Raw genomic sequence first — 21,482 nt, forward strand, 5'->3', positions numbered from 1 at the left:
CACAATAATGCTCCAAGTCGAACAGGTCACCGTTAAGCTGCTTCGCGAGGGGCGCAAAGCCTTAAGCGGACAGGAAAAAGCTCCAATTATTAATGAAACGTTAAAGCTGATTCGGCCCGCAAGGGGGGTGCGGATTGCGGTCCGGGGAAAACCAGTGACCGCCTAGGCTGCGGCTTCCGCAGCGGTGCGCATCCAGTGCGCCAACCGGTCTTTCAAGCGCGCCGCCGAAATCGGCTTTGAGATGTAATCATCCATGCCCGCTTCGAGGCATTTGTCTTTATCGTCTTTCATCGCATGGGCGGTGAGGGCGATAATCGGCGTGTGCTTGCCGCTTTCCGCCTCGGCCTCGCGGATCGCGCGCGTGGCGTCGAGGCCGTTCATATCCGGCATCGAGATATCCATCAGGATAACCGCTGGCGAGCGTTCGGCGTAAAGCTCCAGGGCCTCTTTGCCGTTCATCGCGATTTTGAAGGTCAGGCCGGTTTCTTTCAGAATATGGGTGAGGACGAGGCGGTTGACCTCATTGTCCTCGGCGGCGAGCACGTCCAGCCCGCCTGTCGGCGTGGCTAATGGCGCGGCTTCATCCGTCGGCGCGCCGGCTTGCGCTGTCTCCGCAATCGCCCCCGTTTTCGCTTCGGGCGCGGCGTCGGTTTGGTGTTGCGACCGCGCATGATCCTGCAGGACGCGAATAATCGTATCGAACAGCAAGGTCGAACGGGCGGGCTTGGTCAGATGCGCATTAACGCCCAGCGACATGAACTCGGCGCCGCCGGTGGCTTCATCGACGGAGGTCAGCATGACAATCGGCAGGGTCTTGAAGGTCGGATCGCCGCGCAGCAACGTCGCGACATCGGCGCCGGTCATGCCGGGCATGTGGTGATCAAGGATCAGCAGGTCTGGCGCGGCGCCTTGCTGGGCTTGCTCTCTAATGGCGGAAAGCCCTTCATGCCCGCTCTGGTACAAAGAGCATTTGTAGCCCCAGCCGCTCAGTTGCTCCTTCAGGATCGTCCGGTTCACCTCATTGTCGTCGATAACGGCGATATAGGCGCCGGACACGTCGACAGGCAGTGTGGCGGGTTTTTCTTCGGCGGCGAAAACCGGCAGCGTAATTGAAAACCAGAATGTGGACCCCTCGCCGGGACGGCTTTCAACGCCGATTTCACCGCCCATCAAATGCACAAGCGACGCGGAAATCGCGAGGCCGAGCCCGGTGCCTTCATGCTTGCGCGAAGCGGAGTCGTCGACCTGGCTGAATTTTTCAAAAATGCTGGCGCATTTTTCTTCAGGGATGCCCATGCCGGTGTCGATAATCTTGAAGGTCAGCTTGTAACCTTCGTCGCATGGCTCGCCGGATAAATCCGTCAGCACATGACCGGCATCGGTGAACTTGGAGGCGTTGCCCATAAGATTGGTGAGAATCTGGCGGATCCGGCCGGCGTCGCCGACAAAAATCGCCGGCAAGTCCTGTTGTATGCGAACCGCGAGTTCCAGATCCTTGTCGCGAATGCGCGAGGAGATCAGCACCGCCACATCTTCAATCGCTTCAGCGATGGAAAACGGCGCCGTATGCAGCTTCATCTGTCCGGCGTCGATTTTCGAAAAGTCGAGAATATCGTTGATGATCGTGAGGAGCGCTTCGCCGGATTTCATAATGGTCGACGCATAGACCGTCTGCGCATCAGACAATGGCGTCGCGCATAGCAATTCGGCCATGCCCATGACGCCGTTCATCGGCGTGCGGATCTCGTGACTCATATTGGCGAGGAACGCCGCCTTGGCGCGTTCGCTGGCTTCCGCTTTGCGCTGCGCGTTTTTCAGCGCAGTGACATCGGAGTAGGTGACGATGATGGTTTCGTCGTCGCACTCCATCGCCTCGATGACGAGGTGGCGTCCGTCTTCGAGCGCCCAGGAGCGGCGGAATTTTCCATTGTCATGAAGCCGCCGAAGGACTTCGGACTTCATTTCCTCAACGCGCGTCGCCTTGTCGGACATGTTCGCAGACAGCATTGCCTGCATCATCTCGTTCCAGGGCGTTCCGGCGACGGTTACGCCTTCGGGCAGGTCGTAAAATTCGGCGAGCTGGCGATTGCAAAACAGAACTTTGTCGTCTTTGACGACATAGAACATTTGCGGCATCGCATGGATGGCCTGCACCAGCATGTCATGCTGCTCGACAAGCGCCGCAAGGGCGTCGCGATCACTGGCAAGGAGGTCTACCTCCGCCTGACGTTGCTTGGTCATAGAGCGTTTCCCATCGGCTCATCTTGGGCTTTAGTCGTTTTTTCTTTCCCGTGACTAGTATGCTGTGGAAATCCTTTACGTTGGGTAAGGGCGGACGCACAGGCGCGCCGCAGCGCCTGATCTTGAAGCCGGCGGGCTTCATTCCTTAATAATGTCTTGCCGCAGGGGCGGGTTAAAAGGGCGTTAATCTGTGGAGAACTGCCATTCACGCGTGTTTTTTACCGCTGTTGCTGGCAAACTGGTGTAAATGCCGCCCTGAATGTTCGCCTATGCATGACCATGCGCCGCGACCCAACCCTGAACGCCGACCACCGACCAGCCGAGGAAAAACATGACCAGCTATAATGCGCCGCTAAAAGACATGCAGTTCGTCCTCAATGACGTCCTGCAGATTTCGAAATACTCGAACCTCCCCGGTTTCTCGGATGCGAGCGAGGATGTGGTCGAGGCCATTCTTGAGGAAGGCGCCAAGCTGGCGGCGAATGTCCTCCACCCGATCAATCACTCCGGCGACAAGGAAGGTTGCACCCGTCACCCGGACGGTTCGGTGACCACGCCCAAAGGCTTCAAGGAAGCCTATGAGATCTACAAGCAGGGCGGCTGGCAGGGCTTGTCCTTCGATCCTGAATATGGCGGTCAGGGCTTGCCCTATATTCTGGCGGTGGCGGTGTCGGAAATGGTGTCGGCGGCGAATATGGCGTTCGGCATGTATCCGGGACTGGCGCGCGGCGCCGCGGACGCAATCTATCACCACGGTACGGACGAGCAGAAGAAAACCTATCTGCCGAATATGATCGCCGGCGAGTGGGGCGGAACGATGAACCTCACGGAGCCTCATTGCGGCACCGATCTCGGCTTGCTCAAATCGAAGGCGATACCGCAGGGCGACGGCAGCTACAAAATCTCCGGCCAGAAAATTTTCATTTCCGCCGGCGAGCATGACCTCACCGATAACATCATCCACCTTGTCCTCGCGCGCATTGAAGGCGCGCCGGAAGGGGTGAAAGGCATTTCACTGTTCATCGTGCCGAAATTCCTCATCAAGGAAGACGGCTCGCTCGGTGAACGCAATGGCGTCACTTGCGGCTCCATCGAAGAAAAGATGGGCATTCACGCCAATTCCACCTGCGTCCTGAATTACGATGACGCGGTGGGCTATTTGCTTGGCGAAGAGAATAAAGGCCTGCGCGCCATGTTCACCATGATGAACGAAGCGCGGCTCGGCGTCGGCCTGCAGGGCATGGCGATTTCAGAAGTCGCATATCAGAATGGCGCCGCCTATGCGAAAGACCGCCTTCAGGGGCGGGCGCTGACCGGGCCTGCCGAGCCTGAAAAGGCGGCTGATCCGATTATCGTGCACCCGGATGTGCGGCGCATGCTGATGGATCATCGCGCCTTTACGGAGGGCGCGCGCGCCTGGATGTATTGGTCAGCGCTATATGGCGATCTTCACACCAAGGCCGAAGATGAAGCAACCCGTCAGAAGGCGGATGATTATATGGGGCTAATGACCCCGATCCTGAAATCCTATCTGACGGAAAAAGGATATTGGCACGCCACCAACGCACAGCAAGTGCTGGGCGGTCACGGCTATATTCAGGAATGGGGCATGGAGCAGTTTGTGCGCGATGCGCGCATCGCCATGATCTATGAGGGCGCGAACGGTATTCAGGCGCTCGACCTTGTGGGCCGCAAGCTCATGAAGGATGGCGGCCGCGCCTGGCAAACCTTCTTTGCGGAAGTCGATGAATTCATCGCCGACAATCAGGGCGACGAAGAATTGAAGCCTTTCCTTGACGGGCTCGCGCTGGCCAAGGGGCGTACGCTTGAGGCGACGCAATGGATGGGCGCCAACGCCATGTCCAATTTCAACAATGCGGGCGCATCCTCGATGGACTATCTTTGCCTGTTCGCGCTTACGGCCTTGTCCTATGCCTGGGCGCAGTCGGCGAAGGCGGCGATTGAGAAAAAGGACTCCGGCGACGAGTTCTACAAGAACAAGCTCATCACCGGGCGCTATTTCGTCGAGCGCATTCTGCCGGAAACCGGCATGCATCTCGACAAGGTGAAAACCGGCGCTGACGCGATGATGGCGCTTCCGGCGGAGGCTTTTTAGAGCGATCCTCCAAGATTTCCCGCGAAAACAGGCGGCGCCCAGAGAATGCATCCGGGCGCCGCCTTTTTTATTCGTCTCGCCGTATTTCAATTGCCGTCATTCGTGAACCCTTTACGATGCCGGAAATTTTTGGGGGCCTCGGCCGAAATGAACCGAACAAAAAGGTGCGCTATGCGTTTGATGATTGCTTTGCTTTTGGGAACAACCTCGCTTGTGGCGTGCGGACAGCAAGGCGCGCCGGAAAACCCCAAGGCGGTTTCCGTCGCGGCCACGCCCTCAGCGGAAGATATCGCGGCGGAAACGGAGAGGCTCAATGCATGGTTCGACGCCAAATACGAAGAGCAGCTTGAATTCAGCCCGATTCAGCGCACCTTTCTGGGCGACAAAACAGACTATGACAAAATCGACGACCTGTCTGAAGCGGGGCAGGATGCGCAACTCGAATGGCGGCGTCTGTCTGTCGAAGAGCTGAAGAAAACCTTCGACCGCTCCAAGCTGACGCCTGAAGCGAAGACTTCCTACGATATCTGGGTCTACCAGTATGAGCGCGCGGCGGAGGCCGACAAGTTTCGTCGCAATGCTTATGTTTTCACACAGATGCAGGGGCCGCAGGCATTCCTCGCGCAATTCCTGATCGCGTTCCACAAAGTCGATGAGCCTTCCGACATGGACGCCTATGTTGCGCGTATTGGCGGCGCCTCGCGGGCGTTGGGGCAGCTGCTGGAATCGGCGAAGCTGAACGCAGAGGCAGGGTCGCGCCCGCCGCGCTTCGCTTATGACGGCGTGCTGGAGCAATCCCGTGCGATCATCACCGGCGCGCCGTTTGCAGGCGAGGGTGACAGCCCGATCTGGGCCGACGCAAAAACAAAAATCGCGGCGCTTGTCGATGCGGGAAAGATCGATCAGGCGAAAGCGGACGAGTTACAGGCGGCGGCGCGCGCTGCGCTGCTCGATGAATTGGCGCCGGCCTATGAAGCGCTGATCGCCTGGTTTGAAGAAGATCGCCTCAATAGCGACGAGATCGCCACCGGTGTCGGCAAAAACCCCAATGGCGAAGCTTATTACGCCGAACGGCTTGCGCATTCGACGACGACGGATTTGACCCCGGAAGAAGTCCATCAGATCGGCCTTAGCGAGGTCGCGCGCATCAAGGGCGAGATGGAGGCGATCAAGACGCTGGTCGGGTTTGAAGGAACCTTGCAGGAATTTTTTGAGTTCGTGCGCGAAGACAAGCAATTCTACTATCCGAACACCGATGAAGGACGCCAAGCCTATATTGATGCGGCGACGGCGTATCTCGATTACATCAATGCGGAGCTGCCGGACTATTTCGGCATATTGCCAAAGGCCGGCCTTGAAGTGAAACGGGTAGAGGCGTTCCGCGAGCAGCCCGGCGCCGCGCAACACTACTTCCCCGGCACGCCGGATGGTTCGCGCGCCGGTGTCTATTACGCGCATTTGTCGGATATGGGTGCGATGCCGATCCCGCAATTGGAAGTGATCGCCTATCATGAAGGTAATCCGGGTCATCATATGCAGATCTCGATCGCGCAAGAGCTGACAAGCGTCCCGCAATTCCGCACGCAAGCGGGGTTCACCGCCTATCAGGAAGGGTGGGGGCTTTACTCCGAACTCCTGGCCAAGGAAATGGGCGCTTATAAGGATCCGTATTCTGACTTTGGCCGCCTGACGACCGAAATCTGGCGCGCCATCCGCCTGGTTGTCGATACGGGCGTGCATTCCAAGGGCTGGACCGAGGAAGAAGCCGTCGCTTACTTCATGGCCAATTCTCCCGCCGCAGAAGGCCAGATCAGATCTGAGGTTCAGCGCTATATCGCTTGGCCGGGACAGGCGACCGCTTATAAAATCGGTATGCTGAAGATATTGGAGCTGCGCGAAGAAGCGAGATCCGAACTCGGCGAAAAATTTGACATTAGGGGCTTCCACGACACGGTGCTGGGCGGCGGCGCGCTGCCGTTGGAGATTCTGGAACGCCGTGTTGATGAGTGGGTCGCCAAAGAAAAGGCCGATTGACCGGCCGCAAAGCTCACCAATTGTTCATCTCGGTTGGGCTGCGCATTAGGAGGTTGTTAACCGCCCAGGCGTAGCCCAATCCATGCAGAAGATTGTGCGTGCATGATCTGCAAAAAGTGCTGTTGCTCCATGTGACGAACAGGCGTTTTGAACGCCGATGGAGTAAAGAAATGACCAAAAAACCTTACCGGTTCGAGCTTGTGAACAATAAGGGCGCCGAAGTGAAACGGGTTTCGCTTCGCTGCACCAATATTGACGCTTTCGAGCGTGCGGTTTCCCTTCTCAACGAAACACCGGAGGCGGCCGCCGCCTTTGGCTATGAGGAAAAGGGGCGGGCGGTTCACGCCGCCTATCGCGCTTAGCGCGCAATTATGCGCGCAGCGGCGCCCATTCCGCGCGCCGCTGAAAAAGCTTGTCCACATAGGGGCATTGCGGCTCGATGAGAAATCCGTCCTTGCGGGCCTCCGCGATGACGTGCTCCACGAGTTTGCGCGCAATGCTCTGGCCACGCGCTTGTGGCGGCGTAAAAGTGTGATCGATGATCATCACGCCGTCGTTGCGCAATATGTAGGTCAATTCCGCCTCGCCGCCGGAGACGCGAGCCCAATAGCGCCCGCGACCATCCTGGCGTTGATGCTGAATATTCAAGTCATTGTCGGGGCTGGACTCGGTCATGACGGCCTTTCTGGAATCCATAGCGTCGGCGCTTTGTAGCAGACCAGCGCCGCGCGCGGGCGCCAATTCAAATCAAGATTTCTTGATCTTGAGACTTGCCGGCTCAAGCGTTTTAATCTCGCATTCCCAAATGGTGATCACCCGCCAGCCAAGCTTTTTCAAAGCTGCTTCATTGGCTTTGTCTCGCGCCTTGTTGCGCGCGATTTTTTCGCGCCAGTATTCGGCGTTCTGTTTCGGCTGCCGGTTTCCGCGCTTGCAGCGATGACCGTGCCAGAAGCAGCCATGCACGAAAATCACTGTCTTGTGTTTTGGAAAAACGATGTCGGGTTTGCCCGGAAGCCCTTTGACATTGAGGCGATAGCGATAGCCGAGGGCGAAAAGCCGTTTGCGCAGGAAGACTTCCGGCTTGGTGTCGCGGCCTTTGACCGCGCGCATCACTTCAGAGCGCTTTTCTTTTGAGAAAACGTCTGTGCTCTTCGCCGTCACGCAGCTTTGCGGGATTTTGCAGCGCCAAGCGCCGGCTCAAACACATTTTCCGCCAGCCATCGCACCACCGGGACGCAGACGCCGTCACCGGCGAGTTTCAGCGCTGCATTGGCGCTTTGCGGCAAACGGTAATCTTCCGGCAAGCCCATCAGCCTTGCGGCCTCGCGCGGGGAAATAAGGCGCGAGCGGACTTCGCCATTCTCAATCGCAAAAACAATTTGCCGGGATGAACCGCCGGCCGGCGTGCGCAGGCATCCCGCAAGGCCGTCAAAGCGCGCCTCGACGCGCTGGACGGTTTCGCCATTTTCGATGCGTGTACGCCGAAAAGCGGCGCCGGCGCGGCGCGCGCCATGTTCGATCAGCTTGTCGATGCGGGCGCGCTGATGCGGCGCCATCATGGCGATGAGTTTTTCCGTTTGCGCGGGCATATGCCATTCCGGCGCATCCCACTCGATAATGTCGGAGAAGCGTATGTTGCGTCCGGCGCGCGGAGCAGAGGCAAGCCAGAACCAGTGCGCCTTTGATTGCGCCGATATCTGTTCATAAGCAGAAATCAACGCGGGCGTCGCATTGTCATCGGGAAGCGATGCAGCGTTGGTCAATTGCAGGTCCGCCGCAAAGCCGAGGATAAAAAGTCTTGGGCGTGATTGGGGCGTAAAGGATTTTGCGTCGAGCACGCTCGCTGTCACAGCGTAACCGGCTTTCGCCATGCGATTGACAACACCGGCGAAATCGCGGCCTCCATTGGAAGTGAGCAAGCCAACCACATTTTCGATCGCAATGATGCGCGGGCCTTTGCCCTTGGCGATCAGACCTTCCATCAGCGACCAAAAGGGAAAGAACGCGCCGGATCGTTTGGCGCCCATGCCGCCGCGGGCCCCGGCGAGAGACAAGTCCTGACAGGGAAACGATCCCCAGGCGAGGTCGACGCGTTCACCCGGCAAATCTTCAGCGCTTAGCGCGGCGATATCGCCTTCGATCAGATCGCCGCCGCCGAAATTCGCGCGATACGCAGCGCATTTTGCGGGGTCCAGATCATTCGCCAACGCACAGCGCCACGAATCGCCAAGCCCCAAACGCGCCATTCCTCCGCCGGCGAAGAACTCAAGAAATGTTTTCTGCGTTTGTCTCATCGGGTGTTCTGTCTCGTCATTGGCCGCGCGCCGCATTCCCGCCACAATCATCCGCATACGCATGGGGGCGCGCCACATTTGCGACACGATTGCCGTGTTTCCGCCGCAATTCAAGCACTTATCGCTTTAGCGTGAACATGTTTACATTGACGTAAGAATTTCACTGACGCAGATTGCAGTTGGGCGCTAAGGGGGCCTCGCTACCGATAGGAGAGGCGAATGCCCTTGATGGAAATAAAGCCGTTTTCGGTTTTCAGAAATGCGGCGGCGGTTGCAACACTCGCCGCTGGGCTCGCAGCTTTGTCTGCGCCGGCATCCGCCGCGACACAGCCATTAGGTTCAGTAACAGTGATTGCGAGCGATGCTTCATCGCTTATGCAAGTCGCCATGGTGCAAGATCGTGAGCGACGCCGCGGCGAAGGTCGCCGTAGCGAAGCGCAACGGCGTGACGGAAGTCGGCGCGAAGGGCGAAGAAGCGAAGGCCAGCGCCGTGAAGCCCGCCGCGAGGCGCCGCGCCGTGATGATTCTGCGCAACGCGGCGACAATCAGCGGCGCAGCAGCGACAATGGCCAGCGCCGTAGTTCCGGTAATTCCAATGAACAGCGTCGCAGCGCCGATAACGGTCAGCGTCGCGAGGGCGCCCGCCGGCAGGAGGGCGAACGCCGCCGTTCTGCTGATAACGGTCAGCGTCGCGAGGGCGCTCGTCGCCAGGAAGGCGAGCGCCGCCGCACTGCGGATAATGGTCAGCGCCGCGAAGGCGCCCGTCGGCAGGAGGGCGAACGCCGCCGCTCCGCGGATAATGGTCAGCGCCGCGAAGGCGCGCGCCGACAAGAGGGCGAACGCCGCCGCGTTGCCGAAAACAATCAGCGCCGCGTAGCGGACAATAACGACCGGCGCAGAGATGGCGCCCGCGCCGGCGAAGGTCGACGCGATGGCGCTCGTAGTGGTGATGGGCGGCGCGGTGATGCGCGCCGGGACGGTGATCGCCGCCGCGACGGAGCGCGCTATGACGACCGCCGCCGCGACGCCTATCGCGATGGCCGCCGGGACGGTCGCCGCGATGGATATCGCGATGGCCGGCGTGACCAGCGTTACAAGAATCGCGACCGCCGCGCCGACGGCCGGCGTTTCCGCAGCGGCTCCTATCGCCATCCGTCCGTGCGATATGGCGGGCGTCACTATGGGCACGGTCATGCGCCGCATCGCGGTCACGGCTATTGGTGCTCAAGCCACAATCTGTTCCACTATAACAGAGGCTATGATCCGCTTGGCTGGCTCTATGTGAGTTTCGGCTGGGACCTTTACAGCCCATCCTATCTCCGCGATTGCGATGTGGTCTCGCAGACCTTCTATCGTCGCGGTCGGCGCTATGAGGAAGTGGCGCTGCTGTGCTATGACTCCTGGGGATACGGATATATCAAACCGGGCAGCCGACGCGTCTATCGCACTTATTGATTGCGGTTTTCCACAGATGCAAACGGGCGCCCGAAACGGCGCCCGTTTTGTTTTGCGTGTATAGTTTTCCTCTGGGTGATTCGTTTCGATTGACCCCGGCCCCCGACTCTAGAGAGAAGAAACGGTCATTCACTTGTCGCATGGTCAGTTTCCCCCGGGGCCGATGAAACGCCTTTTTTCCATTTTTGCAGCCTGCGCGGGCCTCGCCGCCATTGCGCCCGCCGCGCTGGCCAGCCCCGACACGCCGGGCCTTGAAGATGTGCAGGTCGGCGAACGGGAACTTCAGACCCGCATCGCGCTAATCTGCAACGGGCCTTGCGCCATCGAAAAGCGCAGCGGATCTGAATTCCTGCTGCGCGGCGTCGCGTCGGAAATGTCCCTCGATCTTACTGCGCGCAGCCGAAATATTGCGGGCCTGTCCATGAGCCCGGAAGCGCAGGGTAGCGCGCTTCGCGTCGAGACGCGGCGCATCCTTGAATATGCGAACGCCAAGCCGTGCAAAATTTCCGGCCGGGCGGCGACTTGTATCGATATGTTCTTCGCCGATGCAGAGCCGTCCCAGGCGCAACTGGCGACGCCGAGCCTCGCGGCGAAACCGACAATAGCGCCGCCGCAGGTTCCAAAGCCTGGATTGCGCGAAAGCGCGCCGGAGCGTCTTTCGCGCTTCGCTTCGCTCGCCCCGCCTGAGCGGCTCGCACCGCCCAAGCCCGCCCAGCTCGCCAGCGTGCGCCCTGTCGCCCAAAAGCCTGTTGAAGTTTCGCGGCCGGACATCCGCGAACAGCGCCCGCTGCCGCAACCGGCGGAAAAACCGTTCAATTACGCCGCGCAAGCAAAAACCCTGCTCGGCAAAAATTTGACGCCGGGCTTTTGCGCCTCCGCCAAGGCGACCTTGCAGACCGATCCCTGGGCGCTTGACGCCATGGTGGATGTGGGGCTTTGCGAAGCCGCCGCCGGAAATCCCGAAGAAGGCGACGCGCTGTTGTCGCGCTTGCTTGAATATACGCCCGATAATTATGAGGCCTATGTGGGGCGCGCATTGATTGCGCTGCAGGCTGGTGAAAAGAGCGTCGCCCGGCGCTACTTCCAGAATGCGCTTGATGCGCCGCCGCCGATCGCGGAATCGACGCAGATCGTCAGGGCCATGCAGGCGCTTTAAGCCGATGACAGTTTCGTGAGTTGGGGCCGCTTGCTCGCGCCAGCGCCGGCCGGTAGCGTTCCGGCCGGACAATAGGAGATTTCCATGGCGAACCCCATCAAGATTGTCGGCGCACCCATGTCGCAAAATGTCAGAAAGCCGCTCGCGGTGGCTCATCACCTTGGTCTTGATGTGGAGTCCGTCATGGCGGCGCCTGGCGATGAGACGATCAAGGCGGTGAACCCGGCAGGCCGTATTCCGGCAATGGATGATAACGGACTCAAGCTTTCTGAATCCAACGCGATCATGATCCATCTGGCCGGCAAGGCGAATAACAGTCTTTACCCGGAAGATGCGCAACAGCGCGCGGAAGTGAACCAGTGGCTGATGTGGGACTTGGCGCATTGGTCGCCAGCCTATCAGCCGGTACAGTTTCAGCGCGTCATCAAGCCGATGCTGAAAATGGGCGAATGCGATGAAGGGGTTTGCGAAGACGCCCTGGTCCGGTTCGGCCGTGAAGCGGGGATTTTGAACGCCGCGCTGGAAGGCAAAGAGTGGATTGTCGGCGATGCGCCGACCTTGGCTGATTTCGCCGTCGGGGCGGGCCTTACCTATGCCGCGCCGATGCGTTTGCCGCTGGATGACTATCCAAACGTCAAGGCATGGGGCGAGCGCGTGATGAACCTCGAAGGCTTTAAAAAGACTGCGCCGCAGTTCTGATCATAAGGGCGTTGCGCCATGAGCATTGATGGACCCGTTTATCGCTTCACCAATGCGATTGTTCGCCGCCCGTCAAAGTCCGTGGTCAAAGGTTTGCGCGCTGATGATCGCGGCGATCCCTCCTATGCCGATCTATGCGCTGAACATGACGCCTATCTCGAAGCGATGCAGGCGGCGGGCGTTTCATTGACGGTTCTGCCGGCGCTGGAAGCGTTTCCGGACTCAATTTTTGTTGAGGACCCGGCGCTGGTCTTTTCCGAAGGGGCTGTTTTGTTGCGCCCCGGCGCCCCGAGCCGCGCGGGCGAAGCAAAGGAAATCGCGCCGGTTTTGCAAGAGGCTTTCGAAACTGTTCTGGAGATGCCGGCAAGCGGCTACGCGGATGGCGGTGATATTTTGACGACCGCGAGCAAGGTGATGATCGGCCTGTCCAGCCGCACCGATCTCGCCGGCGCCAAGGCGCTCGCGGAATGTCTCGCAACCCTGGGACGCGCCAGCGAGATAGTAGAAACGCCTGAAGGCGTGTTGCATTTCAAGACTGACTGTTCGCTGCTCGATGAGGAAACGGTGTTCTCCACTGCGCGGCTTGCCCGGTCCGGCGTCTTCGAGGACTTTGACATAGTGACTGTTCCCGAAGGCGAAGAGGCGGCGGCGAATGCGCTGCGCGTGAATGATGTCATTCTGATCGGCGCTGATTTTCCGCGCAGCATCGACCTTCTCGATGGGCTGGGCTTTAAAGTCCTGCCGCTTAAAACCACGCAAATCGGACTGATTGATGCGGGACTGTCTTGCATGTCGCTGCGTTGGCGGCGCGTTTGAAATCAATCGCGAACGGATTCGCGATTGACATTCGCGTGACGCTCGCGCGAAGCTCCTCAGATGAATCAGTCCTCTGATCAATCGGGCGAGGGGGTCCGCCCGCCTTCCATGGGATTTTGGCAAGTATGGTCGATGTCCGCCGGCGTCATGATCGGCTCCGGCATTTTCCTGCTTCCCGCCGTGCTGTCGTCTTATGGCTCGATCAGCTTCGTCGGCTGGTTGTTCACAACCGCCGGCGCCATCACCATCGCGCTGACCCTCGGGCGTCTTGCAGGCCGGACTCATCAAAGCGGCGGCTTTTATGTCTATGCGCGCGACGCATTTGGCGATCTCGCCGGATTTTTGATGGGGTGGAGCTATTGGTTGAGCATCGTCTTTGCGACGGCGGCCATCGCCGTTGCATTCGCCGGTTATGCGGGCGCGGTTTTTCCGCCGCTCGCCGGCAATATGATCGCGCAGATGTTTGTGGCGATTGCACTGGTCTGGCTGATTACCGCTATCAATATTCGCGGCGTTGACTCGGCGGCGCGGGCGCAACTGGCCATGACCTTTTTGAAAATCGCGCCGCTGCTTTTGATCATCGGCCTCGGCGTGTTTTGCGGCGCGCCAGAGAACATTCCCGAATTCAATCCGACCGGTGAGCCCTTTATCAAGGGCCTGGCGGCAACCGCATTGCTCACCATGTGGGCGTTTGTCGGAATTGAGGCCGGGGTGGTCGCCGCCGAAGATGTGGTGGACGCCAAGCGCACCATCCCGCGCGCCATCATTTCCGCAACCATTTGCGTCGCGGTGCTTTATATTGCGTCGACCGCGGCGGTGATGATGTTGTTGCCGGTGGAGACGCTTGCGGTGTCCGAGGCGCCGTTCGCTGAAGCCGCCCGGCTATTAGGGCCTGCAGGCGCGATCATCATTGCGCTCGGCGCCATGGTTTCCACCGCGGGGTCGCTGAATGGCTGCGTCTTTATCGGCGCCCAGACCGCTATGGCGATTGCGCGAGACGGCTGCGCGCCAAAATTTCTCGCTAAGAAAAACACCGGCGCGGCGCCGGCGGATGCGCTGATCGTCACCGGCGTTATCGGCACGGTCATTCTCTTGATGAACTATACGGAAGGTCTCGTCGCGGCGTTCACATTCATGATCGCCATGTCGACGCTGGCGACGCTTGCTCCTTATGTCCTGTCGGCGCTCGCCGAAATCAAAGCCGACTGGCGCTCGGCGCGCGGCTGGCTGATGATCGCGCTGGCGGCGCTGGTTTACTCCATCATCGCGATGGCGGGGGCGGGGATCAAAACGCTCCTGTGGGGCGCGCTGCTGCTCGCCGCCGGCCTGCCGATCTATTACTGGTCGAAAGCGCGCTATAAGCGCCAGGTTGCGCCCGCGATTGCCGAGTAGTCGCCGCCGCCTTGACTGATTGCGCGTTTTCCGGTGCAACGCTGTGAAACGCGTTGACCCCGGAACCCCCATGGCCGAACAGAAAAAACAGTCCTTTCAGAACCTTATCCTGACCTTGCAGGAATATTGGGCCGATCAGGGCTGCGTCATCCTTCAGCCCTATGACATGGAGATGGGGGCGGGGACCTTTCACCCGGCCACCACCTTGCGCTCGCTCGGGCCCAAGCCGTGGAATGCTGCCTATGTGCAGCCCTGCCGCCGGCCGACAGACGGGCGCCATGGCTCGAACCCCAACCGCTTCCAGCATTATTATCAATTCCAGGTCGCGCTGAAGCCGAGCCCCGACAATATTCAGGAGCTTTATCTCGGCTCGCTGGACGCAATCGGCGTCGATCGCGCGATCCACGATATTCGCTTTGTCGAAGATGACTGGGAAAGCCCGACGCTCGGCGCCTGGGGGCTGGGCTGGGAAGTCTGGTGCGACGGCATGGAGGTGACGCAGTTCACTTACTTCCAGCAGGTGGGCGGTTTTGACTGCAAGCCGGTGACCGGCGAAATCACCTACGGGCTGGAACGTCTCGCCATGTATGTGCAGGGCGTCGATAATGGCTTTGATCTCGTCTATGGCGGCAAGAAGCCCGACGGCTCGCCCTTCACCTATGGTGATGTTTTCCACCAAAACGAAGTGGAGCAGTCCGCTTACAATTTCGAACTGGCGAACACCGAGATCTTGTTCCGTCAGTTTAAGGAGGCGGAAGAAAATTGCGCCGCCATCATCAAAGCCGGAAAGCGCGATGGCAAAGCCTATCCGCTGCCAGCCTATGAACAGTGCATCAAGGCTTCGCATTTGTTCAATTTGCTTGATGCGCGCGGGGTGATTTCCGCGACCGAGCGGCAATCCTATATTCTCCGGGTTCGGACATTGTCCAAGGCCTGCTGCGAGGCGTGGCTGGAAAGCCCGCAAGGGCGCGGCGAGGGCGCCGGCATTGTCGATTACGCGGAGGCTTGAGCCATGACCGTCGCGCTCCCCATCAAAGGCGGGTGTCAGTGCGGCGGATTGCGCTATGAGCTGACGGCGCCGCCGGTGACGATCGCGGCTTGCCATTGCACAAACTGCCAGAAAATCGGCGGCGGCGCATTCGCCGTCAACGCCATGGTGTCGGAAGATGCCTTTCATTTCACCGCCGGCGCGCCGAAGGAAATCGAATGGGCGTCCGACGCCGGGAATATGCGCGTCGGGTGGTTTTGCAGCGATTGCGGCGCGCGCATCGCCCATGGTCACCGGCCTTCGCGCGGGGTTTTAAGCCTGCGCGCGGGAAGTTTCGACGACACCTCCTGGGTGCGTCTCGCCGGTCATATCTGGGTGAAAAGCGCGCAACCCTGGGTCAAATTCGCCGAAGATGACCTGCTCTGCGATACGCAGCCTACGGATTACGGGCCTTACATGACGCGTTTTCGCAATTTCGGCATCTTTTCCCAATAGGCGGGCTCCGGAGCATTTCGCGGGCGCAGCATCGAATTGTGCGGTGCGCGGATTATTTCTTCATTTTCGCAGGCCGCGCTTCGCGCTATGCTCGCGGGCAAGTCAACAGAGGGAGGGCGTGATGCCCAAAATTCTCGGTTTGAATCTTGTCGCGGTCATCGCCGCATCGGTTGCATTTTTTCTGGTCGGCTGGGTTTGGTACGGCATGCTGTTTCAGGATGTCTGGATGGCGGCGGAAGGTATTTCCGCAGACGCTGCAGAAGCTGAAAGCCCGCTCTGGATGGCGAGCGGGTTTTTGATCACGGTGTTGCAAGTGATCGGCATCGGCCTGGTGCTGAAATGGAAAGGCGCGGTCGGGATTGGCGGCGCGGTGACGACGGCTGTCGCTCTGTGGTTTTTCCTGGCGCTGCCTTTTACCTGCTACGCTTATATCTACGCCGCCCATAACTCGACCTTGCTGATGATTGATGCGTCGCATCTGCTGGTCGGTTGGGTCATTTCCGCGATTGTGCTTGCTTTGCTGAAGTAAGCCGCTTGAAAAAAACGAATGGCGGCGTCATTTTAGGAAAAGGGCGGCCCTGCGCCGCCTTTTTCTTTGCCGTCCTGTTGTTTGGGATTAGATATGGCGTTGTTTGCGCCGAAAAAAACACGCCGCAAGTCGCGTCAAAAAAAGCAGACGCTGCAAAGCCGCGTCCGCTTCGCCCTGCGCGCGGGATTGATTGGTCTCGCCACGTTGATTGCGGGCACTGTGCTTTGGGCCGGCCTCTACGCCGTCGCGGCGCCGCCAGGCACGCTGTTGATGCTGCAGCGGAAAATGAGCGGCGATGTGATCATCCATCCCTGGGCGCGGCTTGAAGACATTTCGCCTTATCTGGTTACGGCGGTGATCGCGGCGGAGGATACGCGCTTTTGCCTGCATAACGGCATCGACATGCAGGCGATCGACAAGGCCTTGGAGGAATCCAAACAGGGCAAAAAGCTGCGCGGGGCTTCAACGATTTCCCAACAGACGGCGAAAAACGCCTTCCTCTGGAATGGCGGCGGCTGGCTAAGAAAGGGCGGCGAGGCGTGGATGACCATGCTGATCGAGGCGATCTGGCCAAAGCGCCGGATCATTGAGGTCTATCTCAATATCGCCGAATGGGGCGACGGGCATTTCGGCGCCGAAGCCGCCGCACAGGCCCGTTTCGGCAAAAGCGCGAAAGACCTGACGGCCTATGAGGCGGCGCTGCTTGCGAGCGTCCTGCCAAACCCGCATAAATGGCGCGTCGATCCGCCCGGACCCTATGTCCGCAGCCGTGTCGGCACCGTCCGGGTTCGGATGAACCAGGTGCGCCGGGATGGGCTCGACGCCTGCGTCCTGAACCGCAAATAGGAGCCAGTCATGAGCGTCATGGTTATCGCCTGCTACAAGCCAAAGCCGGGCAAGGACGAAGAGCTGCTCGCCCTGATGAAAACCCATTTGCCGGTCTTGCGCGCCGAAGGGCTGGTCGGGGATGCGCCGTCGCTATGCGGGCGCGCCGCAGACGGGACGATTGTCGAAGTTTTCTGCTGGAAATCCCAGGCCGCCATCGACGCCGCCCATGAGAATGAGGCTGTCCTCAAAATGTGGGGCGACTATGCGGCGCTTTGCGACTTTGTGACCATCGGCGATGTGGCGGAGGCCAAGCAGATGTTCTCGCCCTTTGCGCCGGTCGCCCTTACATGAACGGGCGGACTTCGGTTAGAATGGCTGCAAATAATCTAGTGAAACGAGCATTATGAAATTTTCGATCCTTTTGCCGGTTTTTGCGGCATTGCTGATCTCCGCATGCAGCACCGACTATGAGCCTTATGTGACGCGCGGGCTCAACACCGGCGCGCCCGAAAAGCATGAGCAATTCAAGCTGCAACGCACGGCGTGTTACGGGTTTTGTCCGGTCTATCAGCTCATTGTCGATGACCGCGATATTTTGGTTTTTCAGGGCGAGCGTTTTGTGGCGGAAGCAGACGGCACGGTCAGCAAACGCCTGCCCGAAGGCTCGTTTAAAAAGCTGATCGCCATCGCCAAGGCCCATGATTTTGCGTCTTTCGATACGTCCTATCCGAATGCGGCTGGAACCAACTGTCCGCGGCGGGCGACCGACATGCCGAGCGTGAATGTTTCCTTTGACGCTAAAAAGCTCAGTCACGCGGTCAGCCTGTATCAGGGCTGCGTCGGATTTGAGGGCCGGGAAAGGCTGGACGAGATGATTGTCGAGATCGACGCTTTGCTTGAGATCGATGACTGGATCGGGCCGCGCGAAGACTTCTACGACAAGAAGGACTAGCGCAGTTGATCCGCACCACGTCCGACCGTCACACCGACATTCTTAATGGCTACAAGGCTGGCGCCTCGCGCTTCAATGACTGGGCGCGCGAAAAGCTGGGCGAGCTGGTGCTGACAGAATGGTCCTTCGGGCATATCAAAATGCGCTGGGAGATCGATGACCGCTTCGTCATGCCGGATGGCGTGATGTTTGGCGGGCATATCGCCTCGGTCGCCGACCATGTGGCGGGGCTGGCGACCATGACGGTGCTTAACGCCGACAATGAGCGCTTTCGCACCTCGCGGCTTGAGACCAATTATTTTCGCCCGCTGACCATGCCGCTGGCGGTGATTGAGGGGCGGGTGGTCAACGCCTCGAAAACGCTCATTCATGTGGAGGCGGATTTCCTCAATGCGCAGGAAAAGCTCGCCGCGCGCATCAATGCGGTGCAGGTTCGGCGGATGACCGGGTAGGCGCATGCCGGCCCCCATCACGCGCGCCGGCCATTGCCACCCTTTAAAACCCCCTTAGAAACCCGCCCATGTCAGAATTGCTCATAGAATTATTCTCCGAAGAAATCCCCGCGCGCATGCAGGCCCGCGCCGCCGCCGACCTTGAAAAGGCGGTCAATAAGGCGTTGCTGGACGCCGGCTATATGCCCGAGGGGGTGAAGGGTTTTGCTGGTCCCCGTCGGCTGACCGTGGTGGCCGATGGCTTGCCCGTGCGCCAGCCGGACCGGCGGGAGGAGAAAAAGGCCCCCGTGTCGGCGCGCCTGACCGGGCCGTCGAGGGTTTCCTGAAATCCGCCGGGCTTTCATCGCTTGATGAATGCGAGCAGCGCGAGGACAAAAAGGGCGCCTATTGGGTCGCGGTGATCGACCAGCAGGGCCGCGACACGGCGGATCTGATTGCGGAGTTCGTGCCGGAGATCGTGCGCGGCTTTTCCTGGCCCAAGTCCATGCGCTGGGGCGACGGAGACATGAAGTGGGTTCGCCCGCTGCATGGCGTGCTATGCGTGTTCGACGGCGAAGTGGTGAGTTTTGAAATTGACGGCATTACATCAGGCGATGAAACCCAGGGGCATCGCTTCATGGCGCCGGCGCCGATCCAAGTGCGCTCTTTCGAAGCTTATGCAGCGGCGCTGAAGAAAGCCAAAGTCGTTCTTGATGCGGATGAACGCAAGGAAATGATCGCCCGCGACGCGGCGACTTTGTGCAAGGCGCAGGGTTTGGAGCTGGTGGAAGACGCCGGGCTGCTTGCCGAAGTGGCTGGACTTTCCGAATTTCCGATCCCCATGGTCGGCTCGTTCGACGAAAAGTTTCTCTCCGTACCGGACGAAGTGCTGACAGCATCCATGCGCGGGCACCAGAAATATTTCTCAGTGCGTGACCCGAAGTCCGGTCGCCTCGCCAACAAGTTTGTCTATGTGGCCAATATTGAATCGCCCGATGGCGGCAAAGCCATGCGCACCGGCTATGAGCGCGTTCTGACCGCGCGGCTTTCCGATGCCTGGTATCTCTATAATCAGGATTTGAAAAAGAAACTCGCCGACCGGATTGAAGATCTGGATAAAGTAACCTTCTTCGAAGGGCTCGGCAGCGTCGGCGACAAGGCGCGTCGTATCGCAGCGCTCGCCAAGGAAATTGCGCCCGCAGTCGGCGCCGACCCCGCGGCGGCGGAACGTGCGGCTATGCTGGCGAAGGCCGATCTCGTCACTGGCATGGTCTATGAGTTTCCGGAACTGCAAGGCGTCATGGGCCGCTATTATGCGCTGGCGCAGGGCGAACCGGCGGAGATAGCTGACGCCATCCGCGATCACTACAAACCCGCCGGGCAGGATGATGAAGTCCCGACCGCGCCGGTAAGTGTTGCTGTAGCATTAGCAGACAAGATCGACACGCTGACGGCGTTCTGGGCCATCGACAAAAAGCCGACAGGATCGAGTGATCCGTTTGCGCTCCGGCGCGCTGCGTTGGGCGTGATTCAGATCGTTTTATGTTCAACTAAGAGAGTGGAATTTGCGTATGCCGTCGTGTTAGCGGCTGTCTTACATATTGTTGACCATCAAATGACCGCACTGCCAAGATTTTTAAATCAGTATTTAGCTGGCGATGCAAAGCGCTTTGTTGACGAGCATTTTGGCAAGGACCGAAATGAAATATATGGAAAATTAATCCCGTTGCTCAGAGAGCAAAAAGATAAACTTAAGTCAGGAGAACTCGATCTTTCACATCAAGATTATGATGTGAAAGACAAAGACCGCGCAAAGAAATATGAAGCCCAAGTAAGGGATCTCTGGGACTTCTTCCACGACCGCCTGAAAGTTTACCTCCGAGACAAAGGCCACAAGCACGACCAGATTGATGCGGTGCTGACCGATGCGGAGGGTAATCTTCAGGACGATCTCGTCCTCATCGTCGCCAAACTCGAAGCGCTGGCCGCGTTTCTCAAAACCGATGACGGCGCCAATCTCGCGGCGGCCTATAAGCGCGCGGCGAATATCCTCAAGGCTGAAGAGAAGAAAGATAAGGCTTCCGCTTCAGACAGCGTGGACGAAAAACTGCTGCGGGACGCGGAAGAAAAAGCGCTGCACGCGGCGTTGAATGATGCGGAAAGTAAAACCGAAAAGGCCGTCGCGGCGGAAGATTTCGAAGCGGCGATGTCGGCGCTGGCTGCATTGCGCAGCCCCCTCGACGCATTCTTTGAAAAAGTCACGGTCAACGCCAATGATCCGAAACTGCGCCTGAACCGCCTCGCGCTGCTTGCGCGCCTGCGCGCTGCGACGGCGAAAGTCGCGGACTTCTCGAAGTTAGAGGGGTAATAGCCGGTACGTTTTTTGTTTCTGCAAAGATTATCAACTTGAGTGAATACAGTATAGATGTACTCTATATTTAATTACTCTGGTGGATTGGGGATTCTTTTATGGACTGGAAAGACATTAAATCTAAGCTGTTTTTGTTAGTTATCGGGTTTGCTCTGACCGGGATTGTTGGCGGGATTGTATCTTACAAGTTTCAGCAAAGAGCGAATTTGCATGCGTGGGAGTTGCGTAAGCTCGACTATAAAATAGCTCGCGCAGATAAGCTTAGAGAAAGCATATCTCACTCGCTTGATGCGCGAATGTACGCGATGTATCGCCTGAAAGTGGCAATCGCCGCACAAGATAAAAATCTCACGAGAGAGCAGTTTGACCGATATAGCGATGAGCTTTGGGAGTGGAATGCGAATTTAAACACATATCTCGCCGAAGTCGATATTGTTTTTTCTGATAACGCTTACCGAATGTTCTCACAAGACATTCATTTAGGCGGGTTTATTCCGTTAGGAGAGAATCTTGCAAAGGCTAAGCAAACTCTTCTTTCTTCGGATGAGGGCGATGTTGTGCCAGTAGAGGTGCTTGATTTGCTAGATAGGCAAACATCCGAGCTACAACAGCGAATTTATTATTTTATAGTTCTTATACAGACAGAATATACAAACCTTTTAGAGGAGAGAGTGTAGAAAAGAAC

The 21,482-nt window shown here is 58.6% G+C and carries 23 protein-coding genes and 1 pseudogene; 18 read left to right on the forward strand and 6 right to left on the reverse strand.

Annotated elements, in window-relative coordinates:
* Nucleotides 1-162 precede the first annotated feature (162 nt).
* Nucleotides 163-2,241, reverse strand: a complete 2,079-nt coding sequence (locus tag AC0L8G_RS07415) for a response regulator (protein ID WP_473388058.1) — start codon at nt 2,239-2,241, stop codon at nt 163-165.
* A 331-nt stretch (nt 2,242-2,572) separates the two neighbouring features.
* On the opposite strand from AC0L8G_RS07415, the gene AC0L8G_RS07420 reads away from it, so the two are divergent.
* From AC0L8G_RS07420 to AC0L8G_RS07430, 3 genes are all read left to right on the forward strand, one after another.
* A complete protein-coding gene (locus tag AC0L8G_RS07420; protein WP_473388060.1) occupies nt 2,573-4,357 on the forward strand; it encodes an acyl-CoA dehydrogenase C-terminal domain-containing protein in 1,785 nt (594 codons plus the stop codon).
* Nucleotides 4,358-4,528: 171 nt separating this feature from the next.
* Complete coding sequence (locus AC0L8G_RS07425; protein ID WP_473388061.1) at nt 4,529-6,391, forward strand: DUF885 domain-containing protein; 1,863 nt, start codon at nt 4,529-4,531, stop codon at nt 6,389-6,391.
* A 170-nt stretch (nt 6,392-6,561) separates the two neighbouring features.
* Nucleotides 6,562-6,753: a hypothetical protein gene (locus tag AC0L8G_RS07430; protein ID WP_473388062.1), complete on the forward strand. Its 192-nt coding sequence runs from the start codon at nt 6,562-6,564 to the stop codon at nt 6,751-6,753.
* Nucleotides 6,754-6,760: 7 nt separating this feature from the next.
* Here AC0L8G_RS07430 and AC0L8G_RS07435 read toward each other — a convergent pair whose 3' ends face one another.
* The 5 genes from AC0L8G_RS07435 to AC0L8G_RS07455 all read right to left on the reverse strand — a co-directional run bounded on the left by AC0L8G_RS07435 (nt 6,761) and on the right by AC0L8G_RS07455 (nt 9,837).
* Nucleotides 6,761-7,066: a GNAT family N-acetyltransferase gene (locus AC0L8G_RS07435; protein WP_473388063.1), complete on the reverse strand. Its 306-nt coding sequence runs from the start codon at nt 7,064-7,066 to the stop codon at nt 6,761-6,763.
* A gap of 72 nt (nt 7,067-7,138) precedes the next feature.
* Nucleotides 7,139-7,501, reverse strand: a complete 363-nt coding sequence (locus tag AC0L8G_RS07440; protein WP_473388835.1) for a very short patch repair endonuclease — start codon at nt 7,499-7,501, stop codon at nt 7,139-7,141.
* A 47-nt stretch (nt 7,502-7,548) separates the two neighbouring features.
* Nucleotides 7,549-8,685 (reverse strand): DNA cytosine methyltransferase, encoded by a 1,137-nt coding sequence (locus tag AC0L8G_RS07445; protein ID WP_473388064.1) that lies wholly within the window; start codon nt 8,683-8,685, stop codon nt 7,549-7,551.
* Nucleotides 8,686-8,885: 200 nt separating this feature from the next.
* Complete coding sequence (locus AC0L8G_RS07450) at nt 8,886-9,074, reverse strand: hypothetical protein (protein WP_473388065.1); 189 nt, start codon at nt 9,072-9,074, stop codon at nt 8,886-8,888.
* Nucleotides 9,052-9,837, reverse strand: coding sequence for a hypothetical protein (locus tag AC0L8G_RS07455; protein ID WP_473388067.1), 786 nt, complete (start codon nt 9,835-9,837; stop codon nt 9,052-9,054). Before AC0L8G_RS07455 ends, AC0L8G_RS07450 begins: the two co-directional genes overlap by 23 nt.
* Nucleotides 9,838-9,843: 6 nt before the next feature.
* Between AC0L8G_RS07455 and AC0L8G_RS07460 the strand changes: the two genes are divergently transcribed.
* The 15 genes and pseudogenes from AC0L8G_RS07460 (at nt 9,844) to AC0L8G_RS07530 (ending at nt 21,474) form a co-directional block, all read left to right on the forward strand.
* Entirely contained in the window at nt 9,844-10,140 is a 297-nt protein-coding gene (locus AC0L8G_RS07460) for a hypothetical protein (protein ID WP_473388069.1), read from the forward strand.
* A gap of 163 nt (nt 10,141-10,303) precedes the next feature.
* Entirely contained in the window at nt 10,304-11,296 is a 993-nt protein-coding gene (locus AC0L8G_RS07465; protein WP_473388070.1) for a tetratricopeptide repeat protein, read from the forward strand.
* An 84-nt stretch (nt 11,297-11,380) separates the two neighbouring features.
* Nucleotides 11,381-11,995 carry a glutathione S-transferase family protein gene (locus AC0L8G_RS07470; RefSeq protein ID WP_473388072.1) on the forward strand — a complete coding sequence of 205 codons (615 nt, stop codon included), beginning with the start codon at nt 11,381-11,383 and terminating at the stop codon, nt 11,993-11,995.
* An 18-nt stretch (nt 11,996-12,013) separates the two neighbouring features.
* Nucleotides 12,014-12,811, forward strand: coding sequence for an arginine deiminase family protein (locus AC0L8G_RS07475; protein ID WP_473388073.1), 798 nt, complete (start codon nt 12,014-12,016; stop codon nt 12,809-12,811).
* A gap of 108 nt (nt 12,812-12,919) precedes the next feature.
* The gene (locus AC0L8G_RS07480; RefSeq protein ID WP_473388075.1) at nt 12,920-14,203 is read left to right on the forward strand and encodes an APC family permease; all 1,284 of its coding nucleotides are present in this window, start codon (nt 12,920-12,922) and stop codon (nt 14,201-14,203) included.
* Nucleotides 14,204-14,273: 70 nt separating this feature from the next.
* Nucleotides 14,274-15,212, forward strand: a complete 939-nt coding sequence (locus AC0L8G_RS07485; protein WP_473388076.1) for a glycine--tRNA ligase subunit alpha — start codon at nt 14,274-14,276, stop codon at nt 15,210-15,212.
* Between the two features lie 3 nt (nt 15,213-15,215).
* Entirely contained in the window at nt 15,216-15,686 is a 471-nt protein-coding gene (locus AC0L8G_RS07490; protein WP_473388077.1) for a GFA family protein, read from the forward strand.
* Between the two features lie 121 nt (nt 15,687-15,807).
* On the forward strand, nt 15,808-16,215 hold the full coding sequence (locus AC0L8G_RS07495; protein ID WP_473388078.1) for a DUF1761 domain-containing protein: 408 nt from the start codon (nt 15,808-15,810) through the stop codon (nt 16,213-16,215).
* Nucleotides 16,216-16,308: 93 nt separating this feature from the next.
* Nucleotides 16,309-17,061 carry a monofunctional biosynthetic peptidoglycan transglycosylase gene (gene mtgA, locus AC0L8G_RS07500; RefSeq protein WP_473388079.1) on the forward strand — a complete coding sequence of 251 codons (753 nt, stop codon included), beginning with the start codon at nt 16,309-16,311 and terminating at the stop codon, nt 17,059-17,061.
* Between the two features lie 9 nt (nt 17,062-17,070).
* A complete protein-coding gene (locus AC0L8G_RS07505; RefSeq protein ID WP_473388081.1) occupies nt 17,071-17,394 on the forward strand; it encodes an antibiotic biosynthesis monooxygenase in 324 nt (107 codons plus the stop codon).
* Between the two features lie 52 nt (nt 17,395-17,446).
* Nucleotides 17,447-17,995, forward strand: coding sequence for a DUF6438 domain-containing protein (locus tag AC0L8G_RS07510; RefSeq protein WP_473388082.1), 549 nt, complete (start codon nt 17,447-17,449; stop codon nt 17,993-17,995).
* Nucleotides 17,996-18,000: 5 nt separating this feature from the next.
* Nucleotides 18,001-18,447 carry a PaaI family thioesterase gene (locus AC0L8G_RS07515; RefSeq protein WP_473388083.1) on the forward strand — a complete coding sequence of 149 codons (447 nt, stop codon included), beginning with the start codon at nt 18,001-18,003 and terminating at the stop codon, nt 18,445-18,447.
* Between the two features lie 116 nt (nt 18,448-18,563).
* Nucleotides 18,564-20,287, forward strand: a pseudogene (glyS, locus tag AC0L8G_RS07520) (glycine--tRNA ligase subunit beta); the annotation flags it as partial.
* Nucleotides 20,288-20,341: 54 nt separating this feature from the next.
* Nucleotides 20,342-20,794, forward strand: coding sequence for a DALR anticodon-binding domain-containing protein (locus AC0L8G_RS07525; RefSeq protein ID WP_473388836.1), 453 nt, complete (start codon nt 20,342-20,344; stop codon nt 20,792-20,794).
* 101 nt (nt 20,795-20,895) lie between these two features.
* Nucleotides 20,896-21,474, forward strand: coding sequence for a hypothetical protein (locus AC0L8G_RS07530; RefSeq protein ID WP_473388085.1), 579 nt, complete (start codon nt 20,896-20,898; stop codon nt 21,472-21,474).
* Nucleotides 21,475-21,482 lie beyond the last annotated feature (8 nt).

Source organism: Hyphococcus sp. D3-15 (assembly GCF_055809375.1).